General features: G+C 60.9%; 19 protein-coding genes and 1 pseudogene. 7 read left to right on the top strand and 13 right to left on the bottom strand.

Features of this window, described 5'->3' with window-relative positions:
* Window positions 1–439: 439 nt before the first annotated feature.
* The gene (locus tag SLW75_RS01440) at window positions 440–1051 is read right to left on the bottom strand and encodes a hypothetical protein (RefSeq protein ID WP_410933316.1); all 612 of its coding nucleotides are present in this window, start codon (window positions 1049–1051) and stop codon (window positions 440–442) included.
* Window positions 1052–1270: 219 nt separating this feature from the next.
* Window positions 1271–2299, bottom strand: coding sequence for an alpha/beta fold hydrolase (locus SLW75_RS01435; RefSeq protein WP_410933315.1), 1029 nt, complete (start codon window positions 2297–2299; stop codon window positions 1271–1273).
* Between the two features lie 324 nt (window positions 2300–2623).
* Here SLW75_RS01435 and SLW75_RS01430 point away from each other — a divergent pair, with 324 nt between their 5' ends.
* Window positions 2624–4363: a dipeptidase gene (locus SLW75_RS01430; RefSeq protein WP_410933314.1), complete on the top strand. Its 1740-nt coding sequence runs from the start codon at window positions 2624–2626 to the stop codon at window positions 4361–4363.
* Window positions 4364–4432: 69 nt separating this feature from the next.
* Here the strand turns inward: SLW75_RS01430 and SLW75_RS01425 are convergent, their stop codons facing one another.
* The 6 genes and pseudogenes from SLW75_RS01425 to galU all read right to left on the bottom strand — a co-directional run bounded on the left by SLW75_RS01425 (window position 4433) and on the right by galU (window position 11662).
* The gene (locus SLW75_RS01425; protein WP_282373314.1) at window positions 4433–4738 is read right to left on the bottom strand and encodes a DUF1883 domain-containing protein; all 306 of its coding nucleotides are present in this window, start codon (window positions 4736–4738) and stop codon (window positions 4433–4435) included.
* Between the two features lie 220 nt (window positions 4739–4958).
* Window positions 4959–6521 carry an alkyl hydroperoxide reductase subunit F gene (ahpF, locus tag SLW75_RS01420; RefSeq protein ID WP_296310009.1) on the bottom strand — a complete coding sequence of 521 codons (1563 nt, stop codon included), beginning with the start codon at window positions 6519–6521 and terminating at the stop codon, window positions 4959–4961.
* Between the two features lie 157 nt (window positions 6522–6678).
* Window positions 6679–7242 (bottom strand): alkyl hydroperoxide reductase subunit C, encoded by a 564-nt coding sequence (ahpC, locus tag SLW75_RS01415; RefSeq protein WP_065987199.1) that lies wholly within the window; start codon window positions 7240–7242, stop codon window positions 6679–6681.
* Between the two features lie 265 nt (window positions 7243–7507).
* Window positions 7508–9169: pseudogene (locus tag SLW75_RS01410) on the bottom strand (ATP-binding protein); the annotation flags it as partial.
* Window positions 9170–9328: 159 nt separating this feature from the next.
* A complete protein-coding gene (gorA, locus tag SLW75_RS01405; RefSeq protein ID WP_065987197.1) occupies window positions 9329–10684 on the bottom strand; it encodes a glutathione-disulfide reductase in 1356 nt (451 codons plus the stop codon).
* A 147-nt stretch (window positions 10685–10831) separates the two neighbouring features.
* The gene (galU, locus tag SLW75_RS01400; RefSeq protein ID WP_410933313.1) at window positions 10832–11662 is read right to left on the bottom strand and encodes a UTP--glucose-1-phosphate uridylyltransferase GalU; all 831 of its coding nucleotides are present in this window, start codon (window positions 11660–11662) and stop codon (window positions 10832–10834) included.
* 361 nt (window positions 11663–12023) lie between these two features.
* Between galU and SLW75_RS01395 the strand changes: the two genes are divergently transcribed.
* Both SLW75_RS01395 and SLW75_RS01390 read left to right on the top strand, forming a co-directional pair.
* Window positions 12024–12209, top strand: a complete 186-nt coding sequence (locus SLW75_RS01395; protein WP_065987194.1) for a hypothetical protein — start codon at window positions 12024–12026, stop codon at window positions 12207–12209.
* 202 nt (window positions 12210–12411) lie between these two features.
* The gene (locus tag SLW75_RS01390) at window positions 12412–12693 is read left to right on the top strand and encodes a hypothetical protein (RefSeq protein WP_065987192.1); all 282 of its coding nucleotides are present in this window, start codon (window positions 12412–12414) and stop codon (window positions 12691–12693) included.
* Between the two features lie 57 nt (window positions 12694–12750).
* On the opposite strand, the gene SLW75_RS01385 is transcribed toward SLW75_RS01390, so the two are convergent.
* Window positions 12751–13107: a hypothetical protein gene (locus SLW75_RS01385; RefSeq protein WP_065987190.1), complete on the bottom strand. Its 357-nt coding sequence runs from the start codon at window positions 13105–13107 to the stop codon at window positions 12751–12753.
* 203 nt (window positions 13108–13310) lie between these two features.
* Between SLW75_RS01385 and SLW75_RS01380 the strand changes: the two genes are divergently transcribed.
* The 3 genes from SLW75_RS01380 to alkB all read left to right on the top strand — a co-directional run bounded on the left by SLW75_RS01380 (window position 13311) and on the right by alkB (window position 14584).
* On the top strand, window positions 13311–13616 hold the full coding sequence (locus SLW75_RS01380) for a DUF1883 domain-containing protein (RefSeq protein ID WP_037010615.1): 306 nt from the start codon (window positions 13311–13313) through the stop codon (window positions 13614–13616).
* Window positions 13617–13696: 80 nt separating this feature from the next.
* Window positions 13697–13876: a hypothetical protein gene (locus SLW75_RS01375; RefSeq protein WP_410933312.1), complete on the top strand. Its 180-nt coding sequence runs from the start codon at window positions 13697–13699 to the stop codon at window positions 13874–13876.
* A gap of 30 nt (window positions 13877–13906) precedes the next feature.
* On the top strand, window positions 13907–14584 hold the full coding sequence (gene alkB, locus SLW75_RS01370; protein ID WP_410933781.1) for a DNA oxidative demethylase AlkB: 678 nt from the start codon (window positions 13907–13909) through the stop codon (window positions 14582–14584).
* 433 nt (window positions 14585–15017) lie between these two features.
* On the opposite strand, the gene SLW75_RS01365 is transcribed toward alkB, so the two are convergent.
* From SLW75_RS01365 to gnd, 4 genes are all read right to left on the bottom strand, one after another.
* Entirely contained in the window at window positions 15018–16823 is a 1806-nt protein-coding gene (locus SLW75_RS01365) for a glycoside hydrolase family 15 protein (protein WP_410933311.1), read from the bottom strand.
* Window positions 16824–16920: 97 nt separating this feature from the next.
* The gene (locus tag SLW75_RS01360) at window positions 16921–17739 is read right to left on the bottom strand and encodes an HAD family hydrolase (protein WP_192135946.1); all 819 of its coding nucleotides are present in this window, start codon (window positions 17737–17739) and stop codon (window positions 16921–16923) included.
* Window positions 17736–19259, bottom strand: coding sequence for a glucose-6-phosphate dehydrogenase (gene zwf, locus SLW75_RS01355; protein WP_410933310.1), 1524 nt, complete (start codon window positions 19257–19259; stop codon window positions 17736–17738). The genes SLW75_RS01360 and zwf overlap by 4 nt, the downstream gene beginning before the upstream one ends.
* The gene (gene gnd, locus SLW75_RS01350; RefSeq protein WP_410933309.1) at window positions 19259–20236 is read right to left on the bottom strand and encodes a phosphogluconate dehydrogenase (NAD(+)-dependent, decarboxylating); all 978 of its coding nucleotides are present in this window, start codon (window positions 20234–20236) and stop codon (window positions 19259–19261) included. The genes zwf and gnd overlap by 1 nt, the downstream gene beginning before the upstream one ends.
* A 321-nt stretch (window positions 20237–20557) precedes the next feature.
* Between gnd and SLW75_RS01345 the strand changes: the two genes are divergently transcribed.
* On the top strand, window positions 20558–20731 hold the full coding sequence (locus SLW75_RS01345) for a DUF6026 family protein (RefSeq protein WP_141695114.1): 174 nt from the start codon (window positions 20558–20560) through the stop codon (window positions 20729–20731).
* The last annotated feature ends 235 nt before the right edge of the window (window positions 20732–20966 follow it).

Below are 20966 nucleotides of genomic sequence, written 5' to 3'. Positions count from 1 at the left end.
GCCCCCCTCCCTGTAGGAGTGAGCTTGCTCGCGAATGCTTTATCCAAAACACCCGATATCGGAGGGATGTACCGGCCCCTTCGTGAGCAAGCTGACTCCCACAAGTCCTCAACGCCTGACCCGCCCTCGATCTGCCTTTGATCTGCTTTTGATCTTCGTACACAAAAAGTCCAGTCACCGCAAAACGCGACTTGGGTGCAGGCTGAACGGAGGTTTCGCGGAGTGGGTCGAGCCGCATGGATGCGGCGAGAGCGCCGTCAGGACATGGATGTCCGTTCGGCGCGGGCCCACGGAGCGGGACCGGAGTGAGGGTACTCCGACGAAGGAGGAGCCCAACCAGGAGCAGGCACCCTTGGTTACTTGGGGTGCTTTTCCAAGTAACTCGCCGAAGGCGAAATGTCTGCCGTTAGGCAGACGCCCTTGATCTAAACACAAACAATCAGGCCATTTCCGCCTTTGCCATGGCGATCCTGGTCTTCACCTCCCGCTCAGCGACCTGCTGATCCGTCATCTGCTTCTGCAGCTCAGTCACCTGCTTGTCCACCGCCGCCTGCTCCTGCGGCGTCATGGCGTCGTATTCCGCCTTGCTGACGCCCGTCAACCGCTGCCGCACCTTCTCCGCGTCGGTCTGGTTCATGTAGGACTGAAACTGATCCTTCACCGAACCCACGCCATCAGAACCCGCGCCATCACTGGCCGCCAGATCATCAGAGACCGTCTTGCTGACACTGTCAGACGACGCGACCTGCTTGTCAGCGCTGGACACAAACGCCGCAGCGGCGGCTGCCTTGTCATCGTCCGTCACCGACGACGCCGTGTTGGCCGCCGCTGCCTTCAGGTTCACCATCATCTTGGCAAACGACTCGTCGTAGCCCTGCTTGCCCTCGTTGCTGCTTTGCGCCGCGCCTTCGCCATTGCTCGCAATCGCCGCCACGGGTGTGGCGGCGCCGGCCATGGCGCTGGTGTAAGCGTCCGTGTCCGTCGTGGCGTAATGGGTGTGGCTCACGGCTTTTGACACGAACTGCTGGATAGCACTGTTGCCGATCAACATCTTTCACCTCCTGTTCAGGTTGTCCGATGTACCCCGACAGCAGCAAAACCGATGCCATCCAGCCTGCCCTCCCTGAAAGACCCGTCAACACGGGCCTGCGGACCCAGCGTCAAGCCATGAAGTGCCGCCATTATCGACAATGCTTGCCGTCTGCGGCAGATCCTCGCCGCCGGCTTGCCGTACCGGCCAGCGCGCTGCTGACAATCCGGAGCCGCCGCCCTATTTGAGAAACGCCTTCACCGCCTCATTCACCTGGCCCGCCTCACACGCCGGCGCCATGTGTCCGCAATCGCTGTTGAGTACCAGCAACTGCGCGCGCTTTTGGGCGGCCAGCGCCTTGGAAGGCGCCGGGTCGACCATGCGGTCCTGCTCGGAGGTGATGATCAACAGCCGCGCCTTGATTTTCCCGGCCAGTGCGGCCATGTCGCCGTGACGCAACAGATCGAACGACGTCATCGCCTGCAATTGCCGGTACCAGTCGACCGTGCTGAAGGACTGATTGCTCGCGGTGGCGGGCAACGTGCCGGCAGGTGAGGGACCGGTGCCGACGGTCTTGGCCGCCCTGTGTCCCGGCGTCCATAGATAACCGTTGTGTGTCGCCGCGAGCTGTTTGAAAGCCGTGCCCGGCGCATAGTTGCCGTCGTTCCAGCCGGGCGCGCGTTCGATGGCGGCCAGTTCTGCATTCCAGGCCTGCAGGTCGCGTTCGGTCGGGTGAGGCGTGCCGACGATGGTCACCACCTTGCTGGCGAAGTCCGGGTACATCACCGCCCACTGCAACGCCTGCATGCCACCCATGGAAATGCCGACGATGGCGTGGGCGTGATCAATGCCCAGGTACATGGCCAGCAACCGATGCTGCGCCTTGACCATGTCGCGGATGCCGAACTGCGGAAACTTCAGGCGCGGCGCAATCGGGCTGTTGGACGGCGAGCACGACACGCCATTGCCGATGGCGTCCATCGCCACCACATACCAGCGATTGGTGTCGACCAACTTGCCGGGGCCGATCATGTCGGCCTGGTCGGACGTCCGCCCGGCCAGCCAGGTAGTCACCAGCACGACGTTATTGCGATCTTCTGCCAGCGTGCCGTAGGTGCGATAACCCAAGTCGCAACGCGAGATCTTGCCGCCGGTCATGTTCAACGAGCCAATGTTCACCCGTTGCTGCTCTGCCGCCTGGCAGATGCCCACACTCATCATGACCAGCAACGCACACAGCGTCCGGTCAGCGTAATGACGCAGTTTCATGGAATTCCTTAGTGATAACGCCCGGCCGTGATAGCGCCTGAAAGATTTGCGGCTCCGGAAAACCATGTACGTCAACACCATGCCGTCGCGCTGCGCCATCAGCGTAGACGGTTATGCCGTATGAGCGAGGCCGGTTCACGACTATTTTTTCAGGCCATTCAATAGCCTGAGTCATTTACGGTTGTGCGCCGCTTTCACCCGTCAAGGCGACAGATATCAGCATGAGGACTCCCCCTGCTCCACCGGCGATGGTAGCGTGCGGTGGTTTCTGATCGAAGGATCAGACCTTTCTCTCAACATGCCTGCCAAGGAATGCCCCACCCAATGGACTTTTCGCTCAAGCACCTCACCGCCGCTACATTGATGTTCGCCGGCGTCTGCGCCTTCACACCGGCGGCCTTCGCCAACCTCACCGCGCAACAGAGCAGCACGATTGTCGGCACCTTCAAGGAAAACGCCGTCACTGATTTCCGCCAGTTCCTCAAGACCGTCAGCACCACCGACGTGGTCAAGGCGGCGGGCATCGAGCCGGCGATCAGCGCCTTCCTCGCCAATAAAAAACTGTCCGCCGATGAGCAGAACGATATCCATCGCCTGTTGGGGGTTTATGCGCGGGTGAAATACGGCAGCGCCGCCACCGAAACCCTGCGCGAACTGGTCGCCATTCCCACGTTCCAGACCGCTGGCGTCGCGCAACACGACAACCCCGCGTTCATCAAGATTGCCGAGAAAATCAAAACCCTCGCCCAGTCGTTCAACCTGACCTTCCGCAATATCGACAACCGCGTGTACGAGGTTTCCCTTGAGGGTTCAAGCCCTGAAGTGGTGGGGATTCATGCCCACGCCGACGTCGTTCCGGTCACCCTGGAAAACTGGGTGCTGGCTGACGGCACCCGCCTCGATCCGTTCAAAGTGACCCTGATCGGCGACCGCATGTACGGCCGCGGCACCGAGGATGACAAGAACGGTATCGTCGTCGCGCTGTACGCCATGAAGGTGATCAAGGAAGAGAAGCTGCCACTGGCGCGCAATTTCAAGCTGCTGATCGACACCACCGAAGAAACCTCCGGCGACGCCATTCCCTACTACTTCGAGCGCAACCCGACGCCGGCCTACAACCTGGCACTCGATGGCAGCTACCCGGTGGTGATCGCGGAAAAGGGCTACGGCACGGTCATGGCCAGCTTCCCCCGTCGCACCGCCGAAGGCACGGGCGCGGAAATCACTTCGATGACCGGCGGCATGGCGACCAACCAGATCCCGTCAAAATCAGTCGTCACGCTGGTGAGCGATCAGCCCGCTGAACTCGCCGCCGAGCTGCAGAAAGCCGGCGCTGAGTACGCCCAGCGCAACGGCGGCAACTTCAAGGTCGACGCAGAAGTCGCCGGCAAGGAGGTCAAGCTGACGGTCACCGGCGTCTCGGCGCACTCCTCCGAGCCTGAATCGGGGGTCAACCCGGTGGCGCGGATGCTCGATTTCATCAACGGTCTGGATGGCAAGGTCGCGCTCAAGCACAACGCGATCACCGACGCCGCGCGCTATGCCGCTGACAACTGGGGCCTTGATTACCTGGGCAGCAAACTGGGCGTCGGCTTCAGCGACGAGTTCATGGGCCCGCTGACGGCCTCACTGACCTACGTGGCGATGGACGACAAGGCCTTCAAGCTGGCCGTCAATCTGCGCGTGCCAAGGGGCAAATCGCCGGAAGCACTGAAAGCGGAAATCGCCCAGAAGCTGACCGCCTGGACCCAGCAGAGCCACATCACGCCGGGCTTCGATTACTCGATTGCCGAGCCGATGTACCGCAATCCCGAAGGCGAGTGGGTCAAGGCGCTGTTGGCCGTGGCCACCGAGAACCTGGGCATGGAGCACAGGTTCGGCACTTCGGCCGGCGCCACGTCAGTGCATGAGCTGCCCAACGGCGTGCAGTTCGGCCTGGCCAAACCCGACGTCAAATACACCGGTCACACCGACGCCGAGTTCAAGACCACCGAGCAGTTCCTGCTGGACTTGCAGATCGTCACCGAGATGATGGGCCGCATCGGTCAACTGCCGAAACTCTGACCGCCCTGCCCCGGGCCCGCTGCAATGGCGGGCCTGATTCGCGCCGCTGAATATGCAGTCATCAGGCTCTCAGTTTTGAAGCTTTGAGCCTGTCCGACGCACGATCTTGATCGAGTGTTTGAGGTTGGGCTTGCGGGTCACGCTGATCGCCCGTTGGGTGACCGTGTCCAGCGTGATGTTCCAGAAGCCGGTGCTGGGCACCACGATTTTCGCCGGGAAGCGGTCGAAGGCGCCGCCGTGATAGGTGTGCCGACCGCCGTTCTTGAAACTGCGGAAGTTGGCATCACTCATGAGGCGGATATTGCAGGCGTTCGAGGACTCGATCACCACAATGTCGCCTTCATTCAGGTGTTCGCGTTGGTGGATGAATTTCACGGGGATCCCACGGCAGTGATGAAAACGGGCGCGAGAATATCATGGAGGCCTGCCCCCACAAGGCGGGTCCCTGAATGACAGCGCAAAAAAAACCTCGTGATCGCTCATGAGGTTTTTTTGTTTCTGGCCCTTGGTTCAGAGATATGGCGACCGACGCCTTCCCGGCTGAAGCCGGTCCTACGACACCGCATGAGCCAGTAGGACCAGTTTTAGCGAGGTATCACGCCGGGGCGCTGGTGCGGATCAGGTGGTCGAAGGCGCTGAGGGAGGCTTTGGCGCCCTCGCCCACCGCGATCACGATCTGCTTGTACGGCACGGTGGTCACGTCACCGGCAGCGAAGATGCCCGGGATCGACGTCTCACCGCGTGGGTCGATGATGATCTCGCCCCGTGGCGACAGCTCGATGGTGCCCTTCAGCCATTCGGTGTTCGGGAGCAGGCCGATCTGCACAAAGATACCTTCCAGCTCGATGGTGATGTCTTCACCGGTAAGGCGGTTCTTGTAGCGCAGGCCGTTGACCTTCTGGCCGTCGCCGGTGACTTCGCTGGTCAACGCGCTGGTCAGCACCGTCACGTTGGGCAGGCTGTGCAGCTTGCGTTGCAGGACCGCATCGGCGCGCAGATTGGCGTCGAATTCCAGCAAGGTGACGTGGGACACGATACCCGCCAGGTCGATGGCCGCTTCGACACCGGAGTTGCCGCCGCCGATCACCGCCACGCGCTTGCCCTTGAACAACGGACCGTCGCAGTGCGGGCAGTACGCCACGCCTTTGTTGCGGTACTGCTGCTCACCCGGCACATTCATTTCGCGCCAGCGTGCGCCGGTCGCCAGAATCACCGTCTTGCTCTTGAGCACGCCGCCGCTGGCGAACTTCACCTGATGCAGCTCACCGTTCTTGCCCGGAATCAGTTGCTCGCCGCGCTGCAGGTTGATGACGTCCACTTCGTACTGCTTGACGTGTTCTTCGAGGGCGACCACCAGCTTCGGCCCTTCGGTGTGCTGCATCGAGATGAAGTTCTCGATCGCCATGGTGTCGAGCACCTGGCCACCGAAACGCTCGGCCGCCACAGCGGTGCGGATGCCTTTACGGGCAGCGTAGATCGCTGCCGACGAACCGGCCGGGCCACCGCCGACGACGAGCACGTCGAACGCTTCTTTGCCATTGAGCTTGTCGGCCTGACGATCGCCGGCGCTGGTGTCGATCTTCGCCAGAATCTCTTCCAGGTTCATGCGGCCCTGACCAAACAGCTCGCCGTTCAGGTAGATGCTTGGCACGGACATGATCTGGCGGTCGGTGACTTCCTGCTGAAACAGGCTGCCTTCGATGGCGACGTGTTCCACGTTCGGGTTAAGAACAGCCAGCAGGTTCAGCGCCTGGACCACGTCCGGGCAGTTCTGGCAGGTCAGCGAGAAGTAGGTTTCAAACTTGAACTCACCGGTCAGGCCGCGGGCCTGTTCAATGGTGTCCTCGGAGGATTTGGACGGGTAGCCGCCGACTTGCAGCAGCGCCAGCACCAGCGAGGTGAATTCGTGACCCATTGGCAGACCGGCGAAACGCAGCTTGATGTCCTGGCCCGGGCTGTTCAGGGCGAAGGACGGCGTGCGTGCATCGCTGCCATTGGTGTCCAGGGTGATCTTGTCGGAGCTGCTGACGATGTCATTGAGCAGGGCCAGCATTTCCTGGGATTTTGCGCCGTCATCAAGGGACGCAACGATCTCGATCGGGCGAGTGATCCGCTCCAGGTAAGATTTCAACTGAGCTTTAAGATTGGCGTCCAACATGGTTCGGCTTCCTTCTTCACTTTCAGGTCTGGATACGTTCAAGATCTAGCGGGTTCTACAAAAAAAAACGCCCAGGCGATGACCGCCCGGGCGTTTTTTGGGGGCGATGCGGTTTACGTGCTCATGGGCTCATCGCCCCCGATCCGGTCATGACGACTTAGATCTTGCCAACCAGGTCCAGCGAAGGAGCCAGGGTGGCCTCGCCTTCTTTCCACTTGGCTGGGCAGACTTCGCCCGGGTGGGCAGCAACATACTGAGCCGCCTTGATTTTGCGCAGCAGCTCGGAAGCGTCACGGCCAACACCGCCGTCGTTCAGTTCGACGATTTTGATTTCGCCTTCCGGGTTGATCACGAAAGTACCGCGGTCAGCCAGACCTGCTTCTTCGATCAGGACGTCGAAGTTGCGGGAGATTTTCAGGGTCGGGTCACCGATCATGGTGTACTGGATTTTGCCGATGGCTGGCGAAGTGTTGTGCCAGGCAGCGTGGGCAAAATGGGTATCGGTGGAAACGCTGTAGATTTCGACGCCCAGTTTCTGGAACTCGGCGTAGTTGTCCGCCAGGTCTTCCAGCTCGGTTGGGCAAACGAAGGTGAAGTCAGCCGGGTAGAAGAACACCACAGACCATTTGCCTTTCAGGTCGGCGTCCGACACTTCTACGAAGTTGCCGTTCTTGAAAGCAGTTGCCGTGAACGGTTTGACTTGGCTGTTGATGATAGGCATCAGTGAATCTCCTGAGGGTTGTGAAAATGGGGTGTTACAAATTCGATGGGGAGGATACTACGCAAAATCGTCAGCAGGGACTCATTGGCAAAGCTCATGCTTATGATTGGTTTTGACTATAAGGATGCTTTATTAATAGAAGACGTTGTTGGGCGGGTGCGGTTGGGTCACCCGCACTGTCGACCGGAAAGCTTCCCGGCTAAAGCCGGTCCTACGGATCCAGCCAGTCCTGGTGATCCAGCCAGTCCTGGTGATCCAGCCAGTCCTAGGCTACCGACTCGATCAGGCTTCGCACCCGCACGGCAAGTTCGTCGATGCTGAAAGGTTTGGTGAGCAAATCCATGCCATCGTCGAGGAAGTCACCACGCACCTCAGCCTCCCGCGCATAGCCGGTCATGAACAAAACCTTCAGCCCCGGGCGATGCTGGCGCGCCACCTCTGCCAACTGGCGACCATTCAGCCCCGGCAGTCCCACATCCGTGACCAGCAGATCAACGGGCTCGGCTCCCTGCAAAACCACCAGTGCCTCATGGCTGTCGCAGGCTACGTTCACGCGATAACCCAGCTCCTTCAGCACATCCACCACCAGCATGCGCACCTCAGCCTCGTCCTCCACCACCAGCACGCGCTCGCCCAGGCCGGCACGAGGTGGTTCGAAGCTGCGAGGGACGGCGGGGGGAAGCTCGGCAACCTCATGGTGACACGGCAACAGCAAGTCGATGCGCGTACCACGCCCTTCTTCGCTGGAAATGCTGACCCGGCCGCCGGTCTGGTTGATGAAGCCGTAGACCATCGACAGGCCCAGGCCAGTGCCCTGCCCGATCGGCTTGGTGGTGAAGAACGGATCAAAGGCCCGTGCGATAACCTCGCTGGACATGCCCAGCCCGGTGTCCTGCACACGAAGGCGCACGTAGTCGCCCGGCGCCAGCGCGTCCTGCAGCAGGGCAATGTGGGTCAGTTCGGTCTGGATCAATAACCGACCGCCATCGGGCATCGCGTCGCGGGCGTTGATGACCAGATTAAGCAACGCATTCTCGAGCTGATGCTCATCGGTGTTGGTCAGGCACGAGATCGTGTGCAGGTCGACTTCCAGCTCGATGCTTTCACCAATGGTCCGGCGCAGCAGCTCTTCCATCGACGTCACCATGTGGTTGACGTCCACCGGCCGCTGGTTCAGTGACTGGCGACGGGCGAACGCAAGCAGGCGATGGGTGAGCGACGCAGCGCGGTTGGCCGAGCCCATGGCGGCCTCGATGTAACGATCGATCTCCGACACGCGCCCTGCGGCGACCCGACGCTGAATCAGGTCCAGTGCGCCGAGCACGCCGGTGAGCATGTTGTTGAAGTCGTGGGCGATGCCGCCAGTCAGCTGGCCGATGGCGTCCATTTTCTGCGCGTGGCGCAAGGCCTCTTCAGCCTGGGCACGCTCACTGATTTCGACCTGCAGGCGCTCGTTGCTTTCGGCCAGTTCGCGGGTGCGCTCGGCGACGCGCTGTTCGAGGCTCTCATTCAGCTCGCGCAGCGCGTCCTCGGCACTGACCTGGGCCGTGATGTCCGTGCTCGTGCTCAACCAGTGGATGATGCTGCCGCGCTCATCGCGGATCGGCAATGCGCGGGAGAGGAACCAGCGGTACTGGCCGTCCTTGCCGCGCAGCGGGAAGGTGTCCTCCCACAACGAGCCGGTGGCGAAGCAGCGCTGCAGACGTGATTCGACCCGCTGCCCATGGTCAGGGTGATGCAACGACCGCCAGCCCAGCGCCATCATCGCTTCGTATGAGGTGCCGGTGTAGCTGTACCAGCGTTCGTTGTACCAATGGATGTGACCGGCGGGGTCAGCGATCCAGGCCAACTGACTCATGTTATCGGCGAGGCTGCGAAACTGCCGCTCACTCTCATCAAGCGCTTCGGTTCTGGAAAGCGCCTGGTCATCAGGTCCTGCTGGATTCAAGGGCATGGCTGCCGAAAAACTCGTGCTGGTCAAAGAGTGGGTCCGTCCCTAAAAACAATGGCTGGCCCGGCTCCCTCCATGGAGGCCGGACCGTTCACGTGTGCCGCGCGAGGCTTAACAACACGTGCCGGGTGATGCTTAGCGTGTCGGTGTGCGCATGGTGACGAATTCTTCCGCCGCCGTCGGGTGCACACCGATGGTGTCGTCGAAAATCTGCTTGGTGGCGCCGGCCTTGAGGGCGATCGCCAGGCTCTGAATGATCTCGCCGGCGTCCGGGCCGACCATGTGGCAACCCAGCACGCGGTCGGTTTTGGCATCGACCACCAGTTTCATCAGGGTGCGCTCCTGATTATCGGTCAGCGACAGCTTCATCGGCCGGAACGTGCTTTCGAACACCTGCACCTCATACCCGTCCTTCATGGCTTCGGCCTCGGTGAGACCGACCGTGCCGATGTTCGGCAGGCTGAACACGGCAGTGGGAATGTGGCGGTAATCCACAGGGCGGTACTGCTCGGGCTTGAACAGGCGCCGCGCGACGGCCATGCCCTCGGCCAGCGCCACCGGCGTCAACTGCACGCGGCCGATGATGTCGCCGACGGCGATGATCGACGGCTCGGTGGTCTGGTAATCACCGTTGACCTTGATGAAGCCCTTGTCATCCAGCTCGACGTTGACGGTGTCCATGCCCAGGTTGTCCAGCATCGGGCGGCGCCCGGTGGCGTAGAACACGCAGTCGGTGTTGAAACGGCTGCCGTCGTTCAGGCTCAGTTGCAAGGTGCCGTCGGCCAGCTTCTCGATGCTGCTGATCTCGGTCTTGAAGCGAATGTCCATCTCGCGCTTGGCGAGTTCTTCGTGCAGATGGGTGCGCACGCTCTCATCGAAGCCGCGCAGGAACAACTCGCCGCGGTACATCAGCGAAACGTCAGCGCCCAGGCCGTTGAAGATCGAGGCGAACTCCACCGCGATGTAGCCGCCGCCGACCACGACGACGCGCTTGGGCATCTGCTCGAGGAAGAACACTTCGTTGGAGGTGATGGCGTGCTCGCGGCCCGGAATGTCCGGCACCTGTGGCCAGCCACCGGTGGCAATCATGATGTGCTCGGCCGTGTGAACCTGGCCGTTGATTTCGACTTCGTGGGGGCCGCGCAGGCGTGCATGGCCTTCCATCAGTGACACGCCGCTGCTGTCCAGCAGCTTGCGGTAGACGCCATTGAGGCGGCTGATTTCGCGGTTCTTGTTGGCGATCAGGGTGGGCCAGTCGAAATGCGCCTCGCCACTGCTCCAGCCATAGCCTTTCGCCTGTTCGAAGTCTTCCGAATAGTGCGCGCCATAGACCATCAGCTTCTTCGGTACGCAACCGACGTTGACGCACGTGCCGCCCAGATAACGGCTCTCGGCCACGGCCACGCGCGCACCGAAGCCGGCGGAAAACCGCGCCGCCCGGACGCCCGCCGAGCCTGCGCCGATTACAAAAAGGTCAAAGTCGTAGCTCATCTGTCTCTCCTAAGCGATGCGCTAGCATAACCGCTTGAGCGCGCTCGGCAAGTTCCGCAGGGCAGAAACGACAAAGCCACCCGAAGGTGGCTTTGTCTTACATACAGCGGCGTGGCAAAAGCCAGTTCAACCGCTGTCATGTGCTGATTACAGTTCTTTGTAGAAATGCTCGAAGCAGAAGTTGGTGGCTTCGACGTAACCGGCCGCACCGCCGCAATCGAAACGCGTGCCCTGGAATTTGTAGGCCAGTACGTTGCCTTCAGCAGCTTGCTTCATCAAAGCGTCAGTGATCTGGATTTCACCGCCTTTGCCCGGCTCGGTCTGCTCGATTTTCTCGAAAATGTCCGGCGTGAGGATATAACGACCAATGATCGCCAGATTCGAAGGAGCATCTTCAGGCTTTGGCTTCTCGACCATGTCGGTCACGCGGAACAGGCCAGCCTTGATCTCTTCACCCGCGATCACGCCGTACTTGTGAGTCTGATCGGCAGGCACTTCCTGAATGGCGACGATCGAGCATTTGTACTGCTTGTGCAGCTTGACCATCTGCTCCAGGACACCGTCACCGCCGGGGTTGACACACAAGTCATCTGCCAGAACCACGGCAAATGCTTCGTTGCCAATCAGAGGCCGGCCGCTGAGAATTGCGTGGCCCAGACCTTTCATTTCGGTTTGACGGGTGTAGGAGAAGCTGCATTCGTCGATCAGTTTGCGGATGCCGACCAGGTATTTCTCTTTGTCGGTGCCTTTGATCTGGTGTTCGAGCTCGTAGCTGATGTCGAAGTGGTCTTCCAGCGCGCGCTTGCCGCGGCCAGTAACGATGGAGATTTCGGTCAAACCGGCCTCCAAGGCCTCTTCTACGCCGTATTGGATCAGTGGCTTGTTAACAACTGCCAGCATCTCTTTGGGCATGGCCTTGGTCGCTGGCAAAAAGCGAGTGCCGTATCCGGCTGCAGGGAACAAGCATTTCTTGATCATATAAATCCTTGATGAGCTGGGGGTGTTGCGGCGCAGTCTAATGAGGCGGCGATAACCTTACAATGCCGCTACTGGCCGTTCGCTGCCTAGGTAGAGGAACGCTGACGCAGATAGTTCCGCAAATAGTTCCGCAGATAGTTCCGCAAATAGCTCAGTAACCCGCTGCCTCGCCACGCTTCACCCACTGATTACTGGAATTCCATGCTGTCCGTCAGACGAGGGCATCCAGCGCCGCGTAACCGCCGTTCGGTGACCTTCGCAAGCGTAGCCCTGTTCGCCCTCGCCCGTGGGAAATTGTGCGATTGCCCTTTGGCATTTGCCGATTATCATGGGCGCCTGAATCACTAATCGAGACAAGTCGATGTCTGAAGTCAAAAGCGTGAACGGGTACCAGATCAAGAAGCTCCAGGACGGCCAATGGTGGCTGGTCGGCCACGACGGTGAAGCCGTGGCAGGCCCGTTCTCCAGCGAGAGCAGCGCCATTGAAGTCGCCGCCGTATTCGAAGACACGCCAGCCCCGCGTCGTCGGGCTGACAAGAAAGACTGATCCCCTGGCCCGGCCAGCCCCGCAATGGGGCATGGCCCGGGCGCAGGTCGGGTCCAGCAGTGCTCATGCGCGGTTAACTCAGCGCGCGCACCCTGCAAAAAATGTCGGGTGATGCCGGAACGATGGCACCCACCCCAAGTCTGAGACTAGCAATCCCAAAGCAGCACATCCCACACCGGCCCTCATCGCGAAGCATTCCACCATGATCAAGATCTTATCCGTCATTGCTGTACTGGCCTTGACCGGTTGCGCGACTGCGCAGAACACCTACCTCAAAGACGGCAAACAGGCGTTGAGCATCGACTGCTCCGGCGAAGCCATGTCCTGGGCCGCTTGCTACGAAAAGGCTGACGCTTCCTGCGCGGGCACCGGCTACAACATCGTCAGCACTAATGGCACGCCGCAACCCAAGGAAGATGACAAGACCCTGGGTGTCGATGTCGGCAACTATAAAAACCGCACGGTGCTGGTGGTCTGCAAATAACGTCGCTGGCCGTTTACCGCTGTACCCACGTCACTTCCTGATGCTGTCTCAACCGCGTCATTCGCCCGAGATACAGGCCGTCACGGCATGCTGCACGTCTTTGGGTCGCAGCGGGTTGTTCGACATGCGCTCGAACAGCTTGATCGAGCTGCCGCCGGAGCGGGTCTCGATGTCGACGATGGCAGCAGGATCACTGCTCAGCAGTTTCTGTGGAACGATGATGCGCAGGCCCTCTTTATGCGGCTCGATCTGCGGCGGCTTGCGGCTGTCGGAGATGCGTCCGACAAAGCACGCGGCATAATCCTTCGGCGACTTGCCGGACATCACACTCATGGTCGCCGGGGTGTGTTCAATGTCTGTAACTGTGGCGCAGCCGGTCATCGCCAGGGCCAGAATAACAACCGCCAATTTCATACAATCCCTCCAGTAAAGGTCCTTACGACAAGCCTGACCCGGATTAAATCCCGCACGCCTGCTTTTTTAACTGCCAGCCTTGCTGTGAGCGCTGCGCTGATTCGGGCTGAGGGCAGCGCAATAAAACCCGCCGGGATGATCAATGCCCAGGCTCGCCGTGCTATCGTTTCGGGTTTTCGAGAACGCTGTCTCCGGAGACACCCATGAAATTCGTTCACCAGCGCGAGCACCTCAACGAAGACGACATGGTCGTCATCGAGTGCTCCCAGCTTTGCAACATACGCCTGATGAGTGATGCCAACTTCCGCAGCTTCAAGAACGGCGGCCGTCACACCTACCACGGTGGCGCATTCGACCGTTTCCCTGCCAAGATCGCGGTGCCCAGCACCGGCTTCTGGAACATCACCATCGACACCGCTGGCCGCAAACTGGACAGCCATGGCGGGCGCAAAACCGCTTTTACCCATTCGATCAAGATCGTCCGCCGCTCGTCCTCGCGTCTGAGCTAAGGCGCCATTGAACACCGGACGACGTGAAATCTTTGTGGTTTTTTTGCGAACATCCGGTCAGCGTTTCCAAGGAGTCAAATGTGAGCACCCCTGCCCCCGTCTTCAAATACGCGATCAGCTACAAGCTCAACGGTGAGCGTCGTTTCGAATTTGCCCTGTTGCAGTCGCCTTCCACCGAGGAAGCCCTGGCAGCCCTGCAGAAAATGCACGCCGACGGTGATGATGTCATCAGCGATGTGAAGGTCAGCAAAGCGCTGTAGGCGAAATCTGGATCGGGGACGCCCATGGTGATGCAGCGCAAAGGCACGACGCCGGCGACGTTTGATCTGTTCGCGGAGGACACGCCGCAGTTGCCTTCCCGGGAGCAGATCGGGCCGGAGTCGTTTGTGTTCCGTGGCTTCGCCCTGCCCTTTATCGAGTCATTGCTGCCTGCGCTGGAGTCGGTTCTTGCGCAGGCGCCGTTCCGCAACATGGTCACGCCCGGTGGTAACACGATGTCGGTGGCGCTGAGCAGTTGCGGGGAGTTCGGCTGGACGACAGACCGAAGTGGCTATGCCTATTCTCCGGTCGATCCCATGACGGGTCAGCCGTGGCCGGCGATGCCCGAGGTTTTGATGGAGCTGGCGGTGGCGGCGGCCTCGGCGGCGGGGTTTGAGGGGTTTGTGCCGGATGCGTGCCTGATCAATCGTTATATTCCCGGGGCGAAGATGTCGCTTCATCAGGATAAGGATGAGCGCGGTTTGGAGTGGCCGGTGGTGTCGGTGTCGCTGGGGTTGCCGGCGATGTTTTTGTTCGGTGGTCATGGGCGCGGCGATCCGACTCAGCGGGTGCCGTTGTTTCATGGGGATGTGGTGGTGTGGGGCGGGGTTGATCGGTTGCGCTTTCATGGGGTGCTGCCGATTCGGCAGGCGGAGCATCCGGAGCTGGGGGAGCAGCGGATCAATTTTACGTTCCGTAAGGCGCGGTGAGGGGACTGGTGAGGGGACTGATTTATTTACAGCGCTTCATCGTAAATTAATCTGTCCCCGAGTGCGCTGTCCCCGAGTGCGCGGTGCGGCTGAGAGGGGTCTGCCTAACGGCAGACATTTCGCCTCCGGCGAGTTACTTGATAAAGCCCCAAGTAACCAAGGGCTTGCGCTCCTGGTTGGGCTCCTCCTTCGTCGGAGTACCCTCACTCCGGTCTCGCTCCGTGGGCCCGCGCCGAACGGACATCCATGTCCTGACGGCGCTCTCGCCGCATCCATGCGGCTCGGCCCACTCCGCGAAACCTGCGTTCAGCCTGCACCCAAGTCGCGTTCTGCGGTGTCTGGGCTTTTTGCGTATGAAGATCAAAATCAACAGCAAAAGCTTCCCGGCTTTAGCCGGTCCCGCTGATCGGCACGATCGCCTGGACCTGTTCCACTAGGGCTGTGTGGCCGCGCGGGTTTTTACGGGGCAGATGACGCGGTGCAGGTTGAGGGCGGTGTTGATGATGCCGATGTGGCTGAAAGCCTGGGGGAAGTTGCCGAGCATGCGGTTTTGCTGGGGGTCGTATTGTTCGGCGAGGAGGCCGACGTCGTTGCACAGACCGCACAGGCGTTCGAAGAGGAGTTGGGCTTCTTCGTCGCGGCCTTGGAGCACGTATACATCCGCGAGCCAGAACGAGCACACCAGGAACGTCCCTTCGCTGCCCGACACGCCATCGGTGCTGCGTTCGCTGTCGTAGCGCAATAGCAGGCCGTCTTTCATCAGCGATTGTTCTATCCGCGTGACGGTGCCGGTGACGCGGGGGTCGTCGACGGGGAGGAAGCCGGTGAGCGCGATCTGCAGCAGACTGGCGTCCATTTCCTGGCCGCCGTAGGTCTGCACGAAGCTGCCCAGTGCGGTGTCGTAACCGTTGGCGCAGACGTCGGCGTGAATCTGATCGGCAACCTGCCGATAGTGCCGTCCCCGCTCGCGGTCTTCCGGGTCATCGCTCTTGGCCAACACCCCGGCATTGCGGTCGAACGACACCCAGGCCATGACTTTGGAATGGGTGAAGTGCCGCGGCGCCGAACGGATTTCCCAAATGCCGGCGTCCGGTTGATGCCAGACTTTTTCCAGAAACGGCATGATCACTTTCTGGATTTCCGTGCCGCGCGGCAGCGCCGGCAATCCGTTTTTAAGGGCTTGGGTCATGGCGTCGGCGACTTCGCCGTAGACGTCCAACTGCACCTGACTGGCCGCGCCGTTGCCCACCCGCACCGGACGCGATTGCGCGTAACCGGCCAGCCAAGGCAATTCATACTCCAGCAAACGTCGCTCGCCTGCCAGGCCGTACATGATCTGGACTTGATCCGGGTTGCCGGCGATGGAGCGCAGCAGCCAGTTGCGCCACGCAGTCGCTTCTTCGAAGTAGCCCAGGTTCATGAACGCCAGCAGGGTCATGGTCGCATCGCGCAGCCAGCAGAAGCGGTAATCCCAGTTGCGCTCGCCGCCCAACTGTTCGGGCAGCGACGTGGTCACCGCTGCGACGATCCCGCCGGTGGGCGCGTAGGTCATGGCTTTGAGGGTGATCAGCGAACGTTTGACCTGGTCCGTCCAGGGACCGACATCCGGGCAGCGGTCAGAAAAACCCCGCCAGAACGTTTCGGTCTGCTGCAGCGCCGACTCCATATCGAAGCCCCCACGCACCGGCTCGTGGGAGACCTGCCAGGACAACGCGAAACCCAGCCGCTGGCCTGCTTCAACGCTAAACAGGCTCTCGGTGTGGTGGTCCATCGGGTGCAGTTCGGCAGGCGTGCGCAGCACCAGCATGTCCGGGCCGGCAACGGCGGTCATCGTGTGCGGCTCGCGCTTCTCGACCCACGGCACCGTGCTGCCGTAGTCAAAGCGAATCGCCAGGTCCATGGAGAAATCCACGCGCCCCTCCACGCCGACGACGATGCGCACCACGCTGCTGTCGATCTCCATGGGCATGAAATCGATGAGCAACGCCTGTCCGGTGTCGGTGGTGAAGAGGGTTTCGAGAATCAGTGTGCCGTCGCGATAGCTGCGGCGCGTCCGGGCGCGGCCGTCAACCGGGGCCAGCTTCCAGCGCCCGTTGTTGCTGTCACCCAGCAGCGCGGCGAAACAGGCTGGCGCATCAAAGCGCGGGAAACACAGCCAGTCCAGTGACCCGTCGCGGGCCACGAGCGCGGCGGTCCGGCAGTTGCCGAGCAGCGCGTAGTCTTCAATCAACACAGCCATCGGGCGGTTATCCCTCTCGGTGAGCACGTTATTGTTGTTGTGCGCCGTGCCCTTGAGTAGCTGAACCCATGAGTAGCAGCGCAATCGCCGCCCCGAATCAACGGGGGAGGATGTATCGCTCAATGGCCCTGGCCAGCCCGTCATCGGCATTGCTGTCGGTAACGTAGTTGGCTTGGGTCTTCACGCCCACTTCGGCCTGCCCCATGGCAATCGACAACCCGGCGCGTAGGAACATCGCCACGTCGTTGCCCGCATCGCCGATCGCGGCGGTGTGGGCCAGCGGGACGCCCAACGCATCGGCCAGCGTCTCAAGGGCAGTGCCCTTGTTGGCGTCCAGTGCGGTGACGTCGAGGTAATAGGATTGTGAACGGGCTGCCAACGCCGACTCGGCGATCAGCGGGTTGAGCTTGACCTCGAGGCGCTTGAGCAGCTCGAAGTCCTTGCTCGCCGCGACGATCTTGTCGATGCGGTCCAGGTAGTCGTCGAAGCTGGCGACGTGGACGAAGTCGTAGCCCAGCGTGTTGCGCTCGTGGTCGACGTAATCCCCCTCGGGATTGAGCAGCAGCCACTGGTCGTCGGCGAACACCCAGACCGCCACCGCCTCGCTGGCGAACAGCTCGAGGCTGGTGCGCGCCGCGGCGGCATTGATGCGGTGGGCCTTCAGCAGGCTGCCGTCAGGATTGATGATGTTGGCACCGTTGAACGCCACGGTCGGCAGCGTGATGCCCAAGGCTTCGATCTGCTGCCGCATGGCCCGAGGGGGCCGGCTGCTGGCGACCGAGAAATGAATCCCGGCCTCCTGCAGCTTGCGCACCGCATCGATGTTGGCCTGGCTCAGGCTGTGATCGGGGTGCAGCAGCGTGCCATCGATGTCGGACAACATGAACTGGATGAGGGACTGCGAAGCGTCACTCATCCCAGGCGCTGCCATGTGCGGCCGTCACGGGCCAGCAACTCATCGGCCTCCGAGGGCCCGTCCTCGCCCGCGTGGTAGAGGTCCACCTGCGGATCCTTGGCCCAGGCATCGATGAACGGCTGCACGGCACGCCAACCGTTTTCAATGTTGTCGGCACGCTGGAACAGGGTCTGGTCACCGGTCAGGCAGTCGTAGATCAGGGTTTCGTACCCGGTCGACGGCTGCATCTCGAAGAAGTCCTTGTAGGCGAAACCCAATTCAATGGTCTGCATGTCGAGGGTCGGGCCGGGCTTCTTCGCCTGCAGATCGAACCACATGCCTTCGTCAGGCTGGATCTGGATCTTGAGGAAATTCGGCGCGACGCTGTCGACATCGGTGTCGCGAAACTGGGCATACGGCGCAGGCTTGAAGCAGATGGCGATCTCGGTGTCGCGCACGCTCATACGCTTGCCAGTGCGCAGGTAGAACGGCACGCCCATCCAGCGCCAGTTATCGATCATGACCTTGAGTGCGACGTAGGTTTCGGTGTTGCTCTCGGGATCGACACGGTCTTCCTGGCGGTAACCGGTGACGGGCTTGCCGTCGATGTTGCTCTCGGCGTACTGACCGCGCACCGAATTGGCCAGCGCTTCCATTTCCGACCAGGGCCGGATCGCGCCGACGACCTTGGCCTTTTCGCCGCGCACGGCATCGGCACCGAATGCAGCCGGCGGCTCCATCGCTACCATCGCCAGCAGCTGGAACAGGTGATTGGGCACCATGTCCCGCAGGGCGCCGGTGGTTTCGTAGAAACTGCCGCGGGTTTCAACGCCCACGGTTTCGGCTGCGGTGATCTGCACGTGATCGATGTAGTGGTTGTTCCAGAACGACTCGAACAGGCCGTTGGAGAAACGGCTGACCAGAATGTTCTGCACCGTTTCCTTGCCCAGATAGTGGTCGATCCGGTAGATCTGCTTCTCGCTCATGACCTTCAGCAAGCAGTTGTTCAGAGCCACCGCACTGGGCAGATCGTGGCCGAACGGCTTCTCGATCACCACGCGACGGAAGCTTTCGTCGTCCTCGACCATCAGCCCGGAAGAGCCCAGACGCTGCGTCACCTCACTGAAGAAACGCGGCGCAGTCGCCAGGTAGAACACGGCGTTGCGGGTGCCCGTGCTCTTGATCTTCGCGTCGATGTCCGCGTACGTGGAATCGTCGAGAAAATCGCCGGTGATGTAAGTGATGCGCTTCGACAGGCTGCCCCACAACGCCGGGTCAAGCGGCTCTTCGCCGCCCTGGGCGATCTTGCTGGCCGCCTCCTGACGTATGAAGTCTTCGAGCTTTTTGGCGAAATCGGCATCGCTGACGGTGTTGTGGTCAACGCCGACGATGTGCAGGTCCTCCCCCACCAACCCGTCGCGAAACAGGTTGTAGAGGGCCGGCATCAACAGCCGTTTGACCAGGTCACCATGGGCGCCGAAGAGGAACAGCGTGGTCGCCGGAGCGACCGGCGCATTCTGCTTGCTGCGGGATAAACCCATTATTTTGGTTCCTTATGACCACCGAATCCAAAACGCATGGCGGACAGCATCTTGTCGCCGTACGTGCTTTGTTGACGGGAGCGGAAGCGGGCGAACAGCGAAGTGGACAGCACGGGAACCGGTACCGCCTGCTCCATGGCCGCTTCGATGGTCCAGCGGCCTTCACCGCTGTCGGCCACGGAGCCTGAATAGGCGTTGAGCTGCGGGTCGGTGGCCAGTGCGTCGGCGGTCAGGTCGAGCAGCCAGGAAGACACGACGCTGCCACGACGCCAGACTTCGGCGATGTCGCCCAGGTTCAGGTCGAAGCGCTGTTCAACCGGGAGGTTGTCCGAATTCTTGGTCTTGAGGATGTCGAAGCCTTCGGCGAAGGCCTGCATCATGCCGTACTCGATGCCGTTGTGGATCATCTTGACGAAGTGCCCGGCGCCCGGCGGACCGGCGTGGATGTAACCGTGTTCGGCACGCGGGTCGGCGTCCCTGGCACGGTCCCTGGTGCGCGGGATGTCGCCAATGCCCGGGGCCAGGGTCTTGAAGATCGGGTCAAGGCGCGTGACGACGTCGGTTTCGCCGCCGATCATCATGCAGTAGCCGCGTTCCAGACCCCAGACGCCGCCCGAGGTGCCGACATCGACGTAGTGCAGGTTCTTGTCTTTCAGGGCGAGGGAGCGACGCACGTCGTCCTTGTAGAAGGTGTTGCCGCCGTCGATGATCACGTCGTCGGCATCGAGCAAAGTGGCCAGCTCGTTGATGGTGTCTTCGGTTGGAGCGCCAGCAGGCAACATCACCCAGACGGCCCGCGGTTTTTCCAGCGCCGCAACCAGTGACGCGAGGTCATGGGCTGGCGTTGAACCTTCGTTGGCGAGCACGGTGCGAGACTTCTCATCGCGATCATAGACCACAGTCGTGTGGCCATTGAGCATCAGTCGACGTGCGATGTTGCCGCCCATGCGGCCTAGTCCAACAATCCCGAGTTGCATGTAGAGGTGCTCCTTAATCAAATTCAGAGGTGCCTCAGTTTATAGCCCAGTGCCGCATAGTGGGTTAGTCCGGGGAGGCAAACTATGGTTTCCCGGTGAAAAAAGTTTCATGTGCAGGGGCACAGAGGTCTGCAAGACTGCCCTATGACGCACGTTTTCGCGATCAAGAAACGTTCGCGACAATCAAAAATAAAAAAGTTCCTTTTTTACGCAAAAGAAATCAGAATCCCGGCCGATAGAGGTAGTGAGCAGGACATGCCAAGTAGCAGGCGTCCTTGCTTGAACCTTATGAAGTTGAATCCGCCATTTGCGAGGTGTGCAATGGGCACAGTAATGACAGCCAACGCTCCACAGACTCTTTACGTCACAATCCGTCGTGACGAGCTGCGCCAGCTCAGGGAAGAACGCGCCGTATTGCAGAAGAAAGTTGCCCAGCTGACTTCGATGCTGCAGCACGCCCAGCTCATCGGCAGCAGCAACGCCCTGCACGCCTGATCCGCGACACCCCTCCTCCCAAGGCAAGCCTGATCTGCAGGCTTGCCGGCGCATCCCTCGCCTCCCCTTGCCTGTACTCGCAATGCCGCGCGCTTGACGCCCCTTTCGACCCTCCGTCGGACCCGACACACGTTGTTACGTTCCCCGCCTGGACTGCGATTGAGGTCCATAGCCGGTTTCACCGTTTTCGCAACGCTCCGCGTGACAAAATTTTCACCCGTCTGAAAACATAATC

Source organism: Pseudomonas sp. W5-01 (assembly GCF_046540435.1).
GTDB classification, from domain to species: Bacteria; Pseudomonadota; Gammaproteobacteria; order Pseudomonadales; family Pseudomonadaceae; genus Aquipseudomonas; species Aquipseudomonas graminis_B.
The sequence above is the reverse complement of the archived record's forward strand: the minus strand, read 5'-3'. Positions and strand labels throughout refer to the sequence as shown.